This is a genomic window from Bizionia sp., from assembly GCF_048259285.1.
Classification (GTDB): domain Bacteria; phylum Bacteroidota; class Bacteroidia; order Flavobacteriales; family Flavobacteriaceae; genus Algorimicrobium; species Algorimicrobium hallyeonense.
The window spans coordinates 12,884-25,341 of sequence record NZ_JBLXHU010000003.1 but is presented as its reverse complement, the minus strand read 5'-3'; the positions used below and the strand labels follow the sequence as shown (position 1 = coordinate 25,341).

The window sequence follows — 12,458 nt, the reverse complement described above, 5'->3', positions numbered from 1 at the left end:
CGATGGTCATTACAACCATCGCCTTTCTCTAGGTTAAATTAAGGCAAATCATTAATCATAGATATCAAATCGGCTTCACTAGCTATGGCAGTTTCCATCATAGAAAACGTAATAACTTGATTGGCTTCAATAGTATATGGTTTTATGGCATATCTCCAAGCGCCTTCGACTTCTGTTACAAATATAACGTGACACTCTAATCCAATTGGAATTTCACCGTAATGTTCACTAAACAATCCGTTTGCGTAGGTATCTAAAGCTGCTAGTCCTGGCCCTTCACCATCATAAGATAAATAAATGGCGCTATTTGAAAAGTTATAACCTATAGGTGCTTGCGCATAAATAGTTGTTTTTGGTCTAGGGTCGTTATAAAAACGATCAATATTTGTCCAGCCAAAATTGTTTAAAAAAGCATAGTATAAACCACCTTCGGCAAAAACACCTTGCTGACCGTCCAATGCTTCCTCTTCCCAAGTAAGGTCCCCGTTTTCATCAATAACACCATTCCATAAAATCATGTCTGGGTCGTCAGATCCTGTCAAACTAGTTGGAACTTGTAATTGAATGGCACAAGTTGTTTCTAAAGCCACACCATTTTGCGTTGCTTCAAAGAAAAATTCGCCACCTGTAATTAATAGGGCTTTGTTACCATTATCCCGCAATCCCATAGTTGGTTTGTTGGTTGTTAACATATTACCTTTTTCAAATATTTCAACATATTCTAAATCTACCATTCCGGTAACAGGATTCCCATTTTTAGTTAAACATCCTGCATTGATTGAAATGGCTACACCATTTTCTGATGTTAAAGAAATTAGACCATCATCGGCATTAAATTGGAAGTTTTGGGTTATGTTGCTCAAAGCTTCACTTCTAATATTTGCAAAATCTTGTCCTGATGGAATTTCTAAAACAGAACTTGGTGTTATTTCGCTATCATCATTAGATGTACAGCTTGATAAGGTTAATAATGCAATGGCTGCAATGCCAAAAAATGTTTTTACTTGTTTGCTCACGTTATTTAAAGTGTATAAATATTCGTGATTTTGATTTGTTGTTTTCATAATACATTGAGTTTTAAAATTGTTATTCATACTTATATAAACAGTGTCTGTTATTTGTTACCCTATTTTTAAAATTATTTTTAAAAGTGTATGTTTTACAGTGGTTTTCCGCTGAAACTTTAATTATAATTTTTTTTAATGCTATTTTAAAAACCTTAAAAACTGCTTATCGTTAATATTTTTGTGGAAATGAGCCGTCAATTAAAAGAGCCTTTCAAATGAATGAAAGGCTCTTTTTTAGCTGAGTTGAAGTTCTCAGCTCCCTCAATTAATAGCATCTTTATATGTTTTTGGTTTTACTCTATAACACCACTTATTATAACTTTTGACGTAATAATGTCACCCGAAGCCACAAGCTTTATCATGTTGTATGCATCTGCTTCTGTAGAGGAGAAGCCTCGAGCGTATCCTTTACTACTGGTAACTTCCCAGAAATAAAGGCGGTTATTGTTGTTGTTAGCTTGGTTTTGAAACATGTAATAGCTCTCTATTTTTTTGTTTAAAACAACTTCCCCAGAACTTACTAAACCAATCATTTTGTTGGCGTGTTCTAAATTTGGCGATGTTCCTGAATAGCTATTTTTAGTAGTTGTAACATTCCAATCGTAAACTTGAACTATTTTTTTTAATGTTGCCGTAGCAATGGCAGTTTCTAAATTTAGTAAGGGTTTTTTGTCAGTGGCATTCACTTGCAATATGGAAAAAGCCACCAGTGCGATAATTAAAATTGAATTTTTCATGACCTATAGTTTTAATGGATTAATAAATTTTTTAATTTCTGCTTGCAAGCTTTTTAACGCTTACAACCTTATATCAAAATCATTTTCATTTTGTTACCCGTACATTTGAAAGTTTTTTTACTTTAGTAGAAAATACAAGGGTTTATGAGCCAAAAAATAATTCATGAAGATCAAAAATATATTGATGGTTTGGTACAAAACAATCCATTCATTATACAATCTATATATGATACGTTTGCGCCTAAAGTGATAAACTATATTAAAATGAATAGTGGTAATGAGTCGCATGCACAAGATGTTATTCAAGAAACCATAATTACTATCTATAATCAAGCTATTGAAAAGGATTTAAAACTAACCTGTCCATTTGATGCCTATTTTTTTCTGCTTTGTAAACGCAAATGGCTCAATCAATTAAAAAAAATTGGCAATAAAGAGGTAACAATTAATGAAGAGGTGTTATCTAAAGATGATGATGCGCAAGAACTGGCTTTTGAAACGACATTATTTGAACAACAACATGAATTATTTACTGAAATGTTTCAAAAATTAGGAAAAGCCTGTAAAGATTTATTAAAAGCTACCTTTAAAATTAAATCCATGGAGGAAGTAGCGGAAAGTTTAGGTGTAAGCTACGCTTATGCCAGAAAAAAGAAATCTTTATGTATTGGTAAGCTTAGCAAAATGGTTCAAGAAGCGCCTCGTTTTAACAACCTAAAATCGTAACCATGAAAGACCAAGATTATATTTTATTTGAAGACTATCTCTCGGGAAACCTGGATGACGAAAGCAAACAAGCTTTTGAACAGCAATTAGAAACAGACCCTATTTATAATGACGCCTTTGAAATCTATAAAAAAACATCCCAATTTGTAGAAAATCATTATAAAAATGCCGAACAAACGGATGCCTTTAAGAAGACGTTAGAAACCGTTTCAAATAATTATTTTAAAGATAAGCCAAGTTCAAAGTCTAAAGTAAGACGTATAAACCCATGGTTTTATTCGGTAGCGGCTGCAGCTATTTTAATTATCGGGTTTTTTATTGGTCAGCAATTTTCAAATCCTATTTATGATGATTTCGCCAACTATGGCACAATTAGCTTAACCGTTAGAGGCAATCAAGATGAGGTGTTAACCAAGGCAGAGTCCTCTTTTAATAATCATAATTATAAAGATGCTGAAACCTATTTTTCAGAACTATTACAATCAGATCCTGATAATATAGAATACCAACTGTATAAAGCTGTTTCATTGGTAGAGTTGAATCAATATAAGCAAGCAGATGCGCTTTTCAACGGAATTATGAAAACACCTTCCGTTTATAAGCACAAAGCAACATGGTATTTGGCTTTAAGTAAACTGAAACAAAAGGATGAAGAATCCTGTATCCAGATATTAAAATCAATTCCTGAAGATGCTGAAGATTATGAGCAAGCACAAAAGTTATTACATAAATTAGATTAGTAGTAGATGCTTTCCGACGCGTTTCAGAAGAAATTAAAATTATAAAGTAGAAAGTAATCACATTGGTGGTTACTTTTTTACTTTTGCAACATGATAGTTACCGATACACATACGCATTTATATAGTGATGCTTTTGATGACGATAGAAGCCAAATGATACAACGCGCTCTAGATTCTGGCGTTTCACGATTTTTTATTCCTGCAATAGATTCGTCTTATACCAAAGCCATGTTACAATTGGAAACGGATTATCCAGATTACGTGTATTTAATGACAGGCTTGCACCCAACATCTGTTAAAGAAAACTATCAGGACGAATTAGCTCATGTTGAAGATTTATTGTCCAAGCGCTCCTTTTTTGCTATTGGTGAAATTGGCATTGACTTGTATTGGGATACGTCTACGTTAGACATCCAGAAGATTGCTTTTAAACATCAAATTCAACTAGCCAAAAAATATAAATTACCAATCGTTATTCATTGTCGTGATGCATTTGATGAAATTTTTGAAGTTCTTGAAACCGAAAAATCGGATGATTTATTTGGGATTTTTCATTGTTTTACCGGAACGTTAGACCAAGCTAAACAAGCCATTTCTTATAATATGAAGTTGGGAATAGGTGGTGTAGTAACGTTTAAAAATGGAAAAATAGATCAATTCCTGAATCAAATCCCATTAAAACACATTGTTTTGGAAACAGATTCGCCTTATCTTGCTCCAAAACCATTCCGTGGGAAACGCAATGAAAGTGGATACATTATAAAGGTATTAGAAAAACTGTCGGAATTGTATAATGTGCCAAAAGCGGAAATTGCTGAGATAACAACCCAAAATTCAAAAGCCATTTTTAATATATAATTATGGAAAACACGAGTCCAAAAATTCTTTTAATATATACAGGAGGTACCATTGGGATGATTAAAAACCCCAATACGGGCGCTTTAAAAACGTTCGATTTTAATAATCTCCTTAAACGGATTCCCGAATTAAAGCTACTTACTTGCGATATTGAAACCATATCCTTTGATGACCCTATAGATTCATCTAATATGAGTCCAGAATACTGGGTGCAAATGGCAGAAATTATTGAAACCAATTATGAGGCTTTTGATGGATTTGTATTACTTCATGGTAGTGATACGATGAGTTATACGGCTTCAGCTTTGAGTTTCATGTTGGAGAATTTAGCAAAACCTGTAATTTTAACCGGATCGCAATTGCCTATTGGCGATTTACGGACAGATGCTAAAGAGAATTTAATTACATCTATACAAATGGCGTCCTTACAAGTAAGAAACCGTCCAGTTATACGAGAAGTTGGTTTATATTTTGAATACAAACTTTATAGAGGAAATAGAACAACAAAAATTAATGCCGAGCATTTTGAAGCGTTTGAAAGTTTAAACTATCCGCATTTAGCAGAATCTGGTGTGCATATTACTATTAACCACGATGCGCTTTTTGTGCCGAATGCTAGAAAAAAACTGCTGGTACATAAAAATTTTAATACCAATATTGCACTTATTAAACTATTTCCCGGTATTTCTAAAGCCATTTTAGAAGGTATTTTGAACAATCCTCATATTAAAGGTGTTGTTTTAGAAACCTATGGCGCAGGAAATGCGTCCACAGAAGATTGGTTTGTACAATTGATAAAAGATACCATTAAAAAAGGTGTTCAAGTTATTAATGTTACCCAATGTTCAGGAGGGAGTGTTAATATGGGTCAATATGAAACCAGTTCACAGTTAAAAACAATTGGTGTTATTTCGGGAAAAGATATCACAACCGAAGCGGCAATTACCAAGTTAATGTATCTTTTAGGTGAGAAAATATCCAATAAAACCTTTAAAACGGTTTTCGAAACGGCATTAAGAGGAGAAATGGCATAAAATTAACTTACAAAATTTTCGCCTTTTAAAGATTTTTCGTTATTTGGCTGCCTGTAAAAGAAAACTTAAAACAGAGAGGTGGCCGAGCGGTCGAAGGCGCACGCCTGGAAAGCGTGTATACCTCAAAAGGGTATCGAGGGTTCGAATCCCTTCCTCTCTGCAAAAGTATTTTTGGTAACAATTTGAAATGCATATAATTATTGAAAAATTACAAACAATAATGTTGTGAATTGTCAGGTAAAAATCATAAATTACTTTGGTTTTTGTAGTGTTTTTAATGGGCTAGAACAAAATAGCTCTAATAACTCTGCTCTAATTTTAATTTTTTAATTACAATTTTTTTATATCTTTAACACTTTAACTAATAAAATTAAGAACAAGAACAAATGAAAAGATTATTTTCTATCCTCGCCATCATGTGTTTTGTGGCATTCGGAACAGCTAACGCAACTACAAATGCAATTTCAAGTGCAAACACAGTTGTTACTTCAATTCAAGACGATGCAACAGAAGATGTTGCAGCAGAAGAGTCATTAGGATTTCATCAGGAACTAAAAAAACGTTTCATAGAAGGTGGTCCAGGATTTATGGGAATTGTATTATTATGTTTAATTCTAGGTTTAGCAATAGCTATTGAGAGAATTATCTTTTTAAACCTTTCTTCAACAAATACAAAAAAATTAACTCAAGACGTAGAAGATGCATTACAATCAGGTGGTGTTGAAGCAGCAAAAGAAGTTTGTAGAAATACAAAAGGACCTGTTGCCTCTATTTTCTATCAAGGTTTAGATAGAACAGACGAAGGTTTAGAAGCTGCCGAAAAAGCGGTTATTGCTTATGGTGGTGTTCAAATGGGACAGTTAGAGAAAAATGTATCTTGGATTTCATTATTTATCGCATTGGCTCCTATGTTAGGATTCATGGGTACGGTAATTGGTATGATTCAAGCATTTGATAAAATTCAAGCTGCTGGTGATATGCAACCATCTTTAGTTGCTGGTGGTATTAAAGTAGCACTTTTAACAACCGTATTCGGTTTAATTGTTGCTATTATTCTTCAAGTTTTCTACAATTACATCATTGCCAAAATTGACAGTATTGTTAATGATATGGAAGATGCATCCATTACTTTAATGGATTTATTGATTAGACACAAGAAGTAATAATTAACAGCAATAATTTTTTAAATTATGAATTTACACAAAATTTTAAAAATCTTAGCAGGAATCCTTGGCCTTTTAGGTGTGGTGTTCTTGGTAAGAATAATATCTGAAGGTGATGAAGCGATAAAAGCTGGCGCATTAAGTGGCGACACTGGTATTGTAGATCCTCTGGCATATATAGCATATGTTATTATGTTTATAACCGTTCTGCTTGTAGTAGTTTTCGTTTTAAAGAACCTATTTACAAATACAGCTACGCTTAAAAACACCCTAATTAGTGTGGGTATTTTTGCAGCTGTTTTAATAGTGGCTTATGTGGTTTCAGGTGGTGATACAACGCCTTATTTTTATAATGGCGTAGAAGCAACTTCGGGAGAATCGCAATTGGTAGGCGCTGGATTAATAGCGTTTTATATACTAATAGCTTCAGCTGCGGTAATTATGTTATTATCGGGCGTTAAAAAACTAACGAATAAATAATTATGGCAAAAAGAGCAGCACCGGAAGTTAATGCAGGCTCCATGGCCGACATTGCTTTCTTACTATTAATTTTCTTCTTGGTAACAACAACCATCGAGATAGACTCTGGTCTTAACCGAAAGTTGCCGCCAATTGAAGAAACGGAACCACCTATTATTAAAGAAAGAAATATTTTTCAATTAACCGTGAATGGAAACAATGAATTGTTTTTGAAAGCAGCGGGAAGTGAAGGAGATTTAATCAAGCTTAAAGATTTACGAAAAGCTGCTGTTGCCTTTTTAGACAATGGTGGTGGAACGGGAGAAGATGCTTGTAAAGCTTGTAAAGGAAAGCGTAATCCGCAATCTTCAGATAATTTCCAGAAAGCAATTATTTCTTTACAAAATGATAGAAGTACAAGTTACGAAACCTATATAGCGGTTCAAAACGAGATTATAGCAGCCTATAATGTGTTGCGTAATCGTGAGTTTGAACAACGTTATGGTAATTTAGGTATTAACTTTGTAGAAGCCGATATTGAATTTAACGATGCTAGAACATCGTCTGAAAGAAAAGCACAATTAAAAGATAAAATTGAAGAAATTAAACTTTTAATACCGCAGAAATTTTCAGAAGCAGAACCTAAAAAATCTAATTAGATAAACCATATTATTTATGTCTAAATTTAAAAAGAAAAAAGATGGTGGCGTACCAGCTATATCTACAGCATCATTACCTGATATTGTATTTATGTTGTTATTCTTCTTTATGGTTGCTACGGTTATGCGTCAGAATACATTAAAAATTCAAAATACGTTGCCCGCAGCCGATCAAGTTGAAAAGTTAGCGAAACGAAACTTATTAATGTATATCTATGCAGGAAAACCAAGTAGTGCCTATAAGCAGTTTGGATCAGAAGCACGTATTCAGTTAAATGATAAGTTTGCTGACGTTTCAGAAATTCCAGCGTTTATAGCAGCCGAACGTGACAGTAAACGTGAGGAAGAAGTTCCTTTCTTAACTACTGTTTTAAGCGTAGATAAGGAAACCAACATGGGTCTTGTATCTGATGTAAAACAAAAATTGCGTGAAGTAAACGCTCTTAAAATAAATTATAAGACTAGAAAAGGCGATGCCATACAAAGTCTAAATCAATAAAGTACTCTTAATTTTATAAATAAAGGCGTTTTGAGAAATCTAAACGCCTTTTTTTGTAAATTAAACCCGACACTTTTTTTAATGTATTCATGAAAAACCGCCTTTTATTATTAATTTTTTTTATGTCACTGCACATGATGTTTTCGCAGGTGGAAGAACAAGTACAGGACTCTTTAGTTCAAGAAGTAGATAGCAAATATCGGGAAGATCAGTTCTATTTAGGTATTACCTATAACCTGGTAGGCAATAGGCCAGAAGGTGTATCTCAAAGTGGTTTTTCAAGTGGTTTTCATTTGGGGTTTATTCGGGATATACCTATTAACAAACGTCGAAATGTGGCATTTGGAGTAGGTTTAGGGTTGTCTTCTAACTCCTTTAATCATAATTTTTTAATTACCAAAGATGCTTCTGGTAATTTGGATTATCTGGTGTTGGATAAAAGTGATATTAATTATAGTAAAAATAAGTTCACTATGTATATGGTAGAAATGCCATTACAACTGCGTTGGCGAACCTCTACAGCTGAAGAATATAAATTTTGGCGCATATACACAGGTATTAATGTAGGTTATGTATTATACAATTCCTCTAAATTTCGTGGTGATTTGGGAACTATTAAAAATAGTAAAATTGATTCCTTTAACGATTTTCAATACGGTCTTACTATGAGTGCAGGATATAATACCTGGAATATATTTGTGTATTATGGTTTGAACCCTATTTTCAATAATGCACGAGTAAACAATGAGTCGGTTGATATGAACGCCGTTAAAGTGGGACTCATATTTTACATTCTATAACCAATAATTCACTAGTATTATTTGAGGAACAAGGCCAATGAATATGCCTGTAATTAATTCAGGATAGGTATGTGCCTTTACATGTAATCTAGAAGTGGCTATAGCGCCCATGAGGATGGCCATTAATGCCAACGTGCCATTAATATTTATACTGAAATGAATACTTAAGGCCAAGTAAAACATAAACACCCCAGATACAGCCATCATATGAATACTAGCTTTAAATTTTAGGACAGCTAAAATGAGGCAACTTAAAGTGGAAAGTAATATACCTACAAAAAAATAGTACAATTCTATTATTTCATGACTCGGTAAAACGCGAATAACAATTAAGAGTGTTATGATAGCGTTTAAAATAAGCGGCAAAATGCGCTCTTTTGTAGATTGTAGATAAATAGAATCCGTTTTACCTAAAGACTTTAATAAGAAATATAACAAAATAGGCAGTAAGATGGTAAGTATAAATAAGGAAACCACTTTTGCTTGAATGATTTCCATAGGTAAATACCTTGGTGATTTTGAAAAATAGAAAATCACACCAAGCAATGGCATCACTATAGGGTGGAAAATAAACGAAACACTTCTTAATATAAAGTTCATTAGATTTTCTTTCGTAACCTAGCCACAGGAATGTCTAATTGTTCACGGTATTTAGCAACGGTTCGTCTGGCAATAGGATAGCCTTTTTCTTTGAGTATTTTGGCTAAAGCGTCGTCTGTCATGGGTTTTCGTTTGTTTTCATCTTCGATAACCGTCTCTAATATTTTTTTAATTTCTCGGGTTGATACTTCTTCACCTTGATCGTTGGTCATGGACTCCGAAAAGAATTCCTTAATCAACTTTGTTCCATACGGTGTATCCACATATTTACTGTTTGCTACACGCGAAACGGTTGATACATCCATTTCAATTTCGTCAGCTATATCTTTTAAGATCATTGGGCGTAATTTGCGCTCATCACCTGTTAAGAAGTACTCTTTTTGGTAATGCATAATAGAACTCATGGTAACAAATAGCGTTTGCTGTCGTTGCCTAATAGCCTCAATAAACCATTTGGCTGCATCCAATTTTTGTTTGATAAACTGAACGGCATCTTTTTGTGATTTAGATTTCTCCTTACTTTCCTTATAGCCTTTCATCATGTTGCTATACTCGCGCGAAACGTGTAATTCAGGCGCATTTCGGCCATTAAGTGTTAACTCGAGTTCGCCGTCCACAATACGAATCGCAAAATCGGGTACCACATGTTCCACTATGCGGTTATTTCCTGCATAAGATCCACCAGGTTTTGGATTTAAATGCTCAATCACATGAATGGCATCCTTTAGTTGTATCTCTGTAATATCAAACTTTTGAATTAGTTTTTTGTAGTGTTTCTTGGTGAATTGTTCAAAGGCAGTGTCAATAATTTCAATGGCCAATTCTACATCTGGATTTTTTTGTTTTCTATGCAATTGAATGCTTAAACATTCTTGCAGATTACGCGCACCAACACCTGCAGGATCCAATTGATGGACCACTTTTAATACGGCTTCAATTTTATCTTCTGTGGTGTACACATTTTGTGTAAAGGCTAAATCGTCTGTAATATCTATTAATTCCCGTCGGATATAACCACTTTCATCAACACTTCCTACTAAAAACTCCGCTATTTCACGCTCTTCGTCATTTAAACGAAACGTATTTAACTGGTTTTTTAAATGTTGCGTAAAGGAGGTTCCTGCGGCATACGGCATGGTCTTTTCCTCATCATCAGCACTGTAATTATTAGCTTGAGTACGGTAATCGGGAACTTCGTCATCACTTAAATACTCATCAACATTAATGTCTTCGGTGTTGATGGTTTCAGTATCATCATAATCGTCTTGACTGTTATCAAAATCATCATCGTACTCATCTTCTAAAGACTCTTTACCACTTTCAAGTGCTGGGTTTTCTTCTAACTCTTGTTTTAAGCGTTGCTCAAATGCCTGCGTAGGTAACTGAATCAATTTCATTAATTGAATCTGCTGCGGCGAAAGCTTCTGTGATAATTTAAATTGTAAAAATTGCTTGAGCATGCGTGTGTTTTGGGTTTCTATAAAAATAAAAAAAACAATCTACATTTATGGATTAACGCAGATTGTTTTATAAAATTATTTTGAGTTCAATTTTATAACGAAGTCTTTAAAAATAAGATTAGCTACGCTGAATCTGAAGATTTCTTCGCTTTGTTCTGAATGACATACCTAAATTTAAAACTCCGCATTTTGAGGTGTTCTTGGAAATGGAATCACGTCGCGAATGTTACCCATTCCTGTTGCAAACATGACCAAACGCTCAAAGCCTAAACCAAAACCGGAATGTACGGCAGTTCCGTATTTACGCAAATCTAAATACCACCATAATTCCTCTTCGTCAATATCTAGGGCTTTCATTTTTTCTTTTAAAACGTCCAAACGTTCCTCACGTTGCGAGCCACCAACCATTTCTCCAATACCAGGAAATAAGATGTCCATGGCACGAACCGTTTTTCCATCTTCATTTAAACGCATATAGAATGCTTTAATGTTTGCCGGATAATCAAATAAGATAACAGGACATTTAAAGTGCTTCTCAACTAAAAAGCGTTCGTGTTCACTTTGTAAATCAGCACCCCATTCTTCAATAATATAGTTAAATTTCTTTTTCTTATTAGGCTTGCTATTTCTTAAAATATCAATAGCTTCCGTATAACTTACACGTTTAAAATTATTATCAACCACAAATTTAATTTTCTCAATAAGCGACATTTCCGAGCGCTCTGCTTGTGGTTTTGTTTTTTCTTCGTCTAAAAGACGTTGGTCCAAAAATTCTAAATCTTCTTTATTATGCTCTAAAATATAGCTTAAAACGGATTTCATAAAATCTTCAGCTAAATCCATATTGCCAGCTAAATCCATAAAAGCGACTTCTGGTTCAATCATCCAGAATTCGGCCAAATGGCGTGACGTGTTGGAATTTTCAGCTCTAAAGGTAGGACCAAATGTATACACTTTACCTAGAGACATGGCGTAGGTTTCAGCTTCTAACTGACCAGAAACCGTTAAGTTCGTTTCTTTTCCAAAGAAATCTTTGGAGTAATCCACTTTACCATCGTCTGTTAATGGTGGATTTTTAGGATCTAAACCGGTTACTCGAAACATTTCGCCAGCACCTTCGGCATCACTCCCTGTAATAATTGGTGTGTGCATATAGTAAAAGCCATTTTCATTAAAATACTTATGAATGGCAAATGATAAGGATGAACGCAAACGCATAACGGCCCCAAAAGTGTTTGTACGGGTGCGTAAATGGGCATTTTCTCTTAAAAACTCGAAGGAGTGTTTTTTAGGTTGAATTGGGTAACTTTCCGGATCCGAATCGCCTAAAATTTCAATTTTTTTCACTTGAATTTCTAAACTTTGACCTTGCCCTTGACTTTCCGTTAATTCACCGGTAATGGAAACAGCAGCACCTGTTGTAATACGCTTTAATAGCGTTTCTTCTGTTTCTTCAAAATTAACAACACATTGGATATTATGTAAGGTGGAGCCATCATTTAAGGCTATAAATCGTTTGGATCGGAAACTTCTTACCCATCCTTTAATAGTAACTTCTTGAAGGGTGTTTCCTTTTTTTAATAATTCAGCAACGGTTTGCATTTTCATTTTTATAAAAAATTAGAGGGTACAAAGATACTAGTTTTACAAGTCAAA

Annotated in this window: 14 protein-coding genes and 1 tRNA gene; 10 read left to right on the top strand and 5 right to left on the bottom strand. The window is 34.1% G+C overall.

The genetic code is table 11. The features are described from left to right. Positions 1-38 precede the first annotated feature (38 nt). Positions 39-1,064 carry a hypothetical protein gene (locus ACN0QX_RS02045; RefSeq protein ID WP_417195267.1) on the bottom strand — a complete coding sequence of 342 codons (1,026 nt, stop codon included), beginning with the start codon at positions 1,062-1,064 and terminating at the stop codon, positions 39-41. A gap of 296 nt (positions 1,065-1,360) precedes the next feature. Next, positions 1,361-1,804 carry a hypothetical protein gene (locus tag ACN0QX_RS02040; protein ID WP_417195265.1) on the bottom strand — a complete coding sequence of 148 codons (444 nt, stop codon included), beginning with the start codon at positions 1,802-1,804 and terminating at the stop codon, positions 1,361-1,363. A 144-nt stretch (positions 1,805-1,948) separates the two neighbouring features. Here ACN0QX_RS02040 and ACN0QX_RS02035 point away from each other — a divergent pair, with 144 nt between their 5' ends. The 10 genes from ACN0QX_RS02035 to ACN0QX_RS01990 all read left to right on the top strand — a co-directional run bounded on the left by ACN0QX_RS02035 (position 1,949) and on the right by ACN0QX_RS01990 (position 8,742). Continuing rightward, positions 1,949-2,530: an RNA polymerase sigma factor gene (locus ACN0QX_RS02035; protein WP_248397514.1), complete on the top strand. Its 582-nt coding sequence runs from the start codon at positions 1,949-1,951 to the stop codon at positions 2,528-2,530. Between the two features lie 2 nt (positions 2,531-2,532). After that, positions 2,533-3,270 (top strand): tetratricopeptide repeat protein, encoded by a 738-nt coding sequence (locus ACN0QX_RS02030; RefSeq protein WP_417195262.1) that lies wholly within the window; start codon positions 2,533-2,535, stop codon positions 3,268-3,270. A gap of 90 nt (positions 3,271-3,360) precedes the next feature. Then, complete coding sequence (locus ACN0QX_RS02025; RefSeq protein ID WP_248397518.1) at positions 3,361-4,128, top strand: TatD family hydrolase; 768 nt, start codon at positions 3,361-3,363, stop codon at positions 4,126-4,128. Between the two features lie 2 nt (positions 4,129-4,130). Next, on the top strand, positions 4,131-5,162 hold the full coding sequence (locus tag ACN0QX_RS02020; protein ID WP_248397520.1) for an asparaginase: 1,032 nt from the start codon (positions 4,131-4,133) through the stop codon (positions 5,160-5,162). 72 nt (positions 5,163-5,234) lie between these two features. Beyond that, positions 5,235-5,322 (top strand) — tRNA-Ser (locus ACN0QX_RS02015). Positions 5,323-5,548: 226 nt separating this feature from the next. After that, complete coding sequence (locus tag ACN0QX_RS02010) at positions 5,549-6,325, top strand: MotA/TolQ/ExbB proton channel family protein (RefSeq protein ID WP_248397522.1); 777 nt, start codon at positions 5,549-5,551, stop codon at positions 6,323-6,325. A 27-nt stretch (positions 6,326-6,352) separates the two neighbouring features. Next, positions 6,353-6,805, top strand: coding sequence for a hypothetical protein (locus ACN0QX_RS02005; protein WP_248397524.1), 453 nt, complete (start codon positions 6,353-6,355; stop codon positions 6,803-6,805). Between the two features lie 2 nt (positions 6,806-6,807). Beyond that, positions 6,808-7,443, top strand: a complete 636-nt coding sequence (locus ACN0QX_RS02000; RefSeq protein ID WP_248397527.1) for an ExbD/TolR family protein — start codon at positions 6,808-6,810, stop codon at positions 7,441-7,443. A 16-nt stretch (positions 7,444-7,459) separates the two neighbouring features. After that, positions 7,460-7,942 (top strand): ExbD/TolR family protein, encoded by a 483-nt coding sequence (locus tag ACN0QX_RS01995; RefSeq protein ID WP_248397529.1) that lies wholly within the window; start codon positions 7,460-7,462, stop codon positions 7,940-7,942. A 122-nt stretch (positions 7,943-8,064) separates the two neighbouring features. Beyond that, complete coding sequence (locus ACN0QX_RS01990; RefSeq protein WP_248397531.1) at positions 8,065-8,742, top strand: porin family protein; 678 nt, start codon at positions 8,065-8,067, stop codon at positions 8,740-8,742. Here the strand turns inward: ACN0QX_RS01990 and ACN0QX_RS01985 are convergent. From ACN0QX_RS01985 to asnS, 3 genes are all read right to left on the bottom strand, one after another. Then, entirely contained in the window at positions 8,737-9,342 is a 606-nt protein-coding gene (locus ACN0QX_RS01985) for a hypothetical protein (RefSeq protein WP_376858744.1), read from the bottom strand. The two genes, ACN0QX_RS01990 and ACN0QX_RS01985, sit on opposite strands and share 6 nt — an antisense overlap. Next, entirely contained in the window at positions 9,342-10,802 is a 1,461-nt protein-coding gene (gene rpoN / locus ACN0QX_RS01980) for an RNA polymerase factor sigma-54 (protein ID WP_417195257.1), read from the bottom strand. Before rpoN ends, ACN0QX_RS01985 begins: the two co-directional genes overlap by 1 nt. Before the next feature lie 174 nt (positions 10,803-10,976). Further along, entirely contained in the window at positions 10,977-12,410 is a 1,434-nt protein-coding gene (gene asnS, locus ACN0QX_RS01975) for an asparagine--tRNA ligase (protein WP_417195255.1), read from the bottom strand. Positions 12,411-12,458 lie beyond the last annotated feature (48 nt).

What these genes read in the sequence shown, in the direction of transcription:
- ACN0QX_RS02005 (WP_248397524.1), top strand. Translation starts at nt 6,353, where the DNA reads ATGAATTTACACAAAATTTTAAAAATCTTAGCAGGAATCCTTGGCCTT.
- rpoN (WP_417195257.1), bottom strand. Translation starts at nt 10,802, where the DNA reads ATGCTCAAGCAATTTTTACAATTTAAATTATCACAGAAGCTTTCGCCG.
- ACN0QX_RS02010 (WP_248397522.1), top strand. Translation starts at nt 5,549, where the DNA reads ATGAAAAGATTATTTTCTATCCTCGCCATCATGTGTTTTGTGGCATTC.
- ACN0QX_RS02045 (WP_417195267.1), bottom strand. Translation starts at nt 1,064, where the DNA reads ATGAAAACAACAAATCAAAATCACGAATATTTATACACTTTAAATAAC.
- ACN0QX_RS01985 (WP_376858744.1), bottom strand. Translation starts at nt 9,342, where the DNA reads ATGAACTTTATATTAAGAAGTGTTTCGTTTATTTTCCACCCTATAGTG.
- ACN0QX_RS02025 (WP_248397518.1), top strand. Translation starts at nt 3,361, where the DNA reads ATGATAGTTACCGATACACATACGCATTTATATAGTGATGCTTTTGAT.
- ACN0QX_RS02000 (WP_248397527.1), top strand. Translation starts at nt 6,808, where the DNA reads ATGGCAAAAAGAGCAGCACCGGAAGTTAATGCAGGCTCCATGGCCGAC.
- ACN0QX_RS02020 (WP_248397520.1), top strand. Translation starts at nt 4,131, where the DNA reads ATGGAAAACACGAGTCCAAAAATTCTTTTAATATATACAGGAGGTACC.
- ACN0QX_RS01995 (WP_248397529.1), top strand. Translation starts at nt 7,460, where the DNA reads ATGTCTAAATTTAAAAAGAAAAAAGATGGTGGCGTACCAGCTATATCT.
- ACN0QX_RS01990 (WP_248397531.1), top strand. Translation starts at nt 8,065, where the DNA reads ATGTCACTGCACATGATGTTTTCGCAGGTGGAAGAACAAGTACAGGAC.
- ACN0QX_RS02035 (WP_248397514.1), top strand. Translation starts at nt 1,949, where the DNA reads ATGAGCCAAAAAATAATTCATGAAGATCAAAAATATATTGATGGTTTG.
- asnS (WP_417195255.1), bottom strand. Translation starts at nt 12,410, where the DNA reads ATGAAAATGCAAACCGTTGCTGAATTATTAAAAAAAGGAAACACCCTT.
- ACN0QX_RS02040 (WP_417195265.1), bottom strand. Translation starts at nt 1,804, where the DNA reads ATGAAAAATTCAATTTTAATTATCGCACTGGTGGCTTTTTCCATATTG.
- ACN0QX_RS02030 (WP_417195262.1), top strand. Translation starts at nt 2,533, where the DNA reads ATGAAAGACCAAGATTATATTTTATTTGAAGACTATCTCTCGGGAAAC.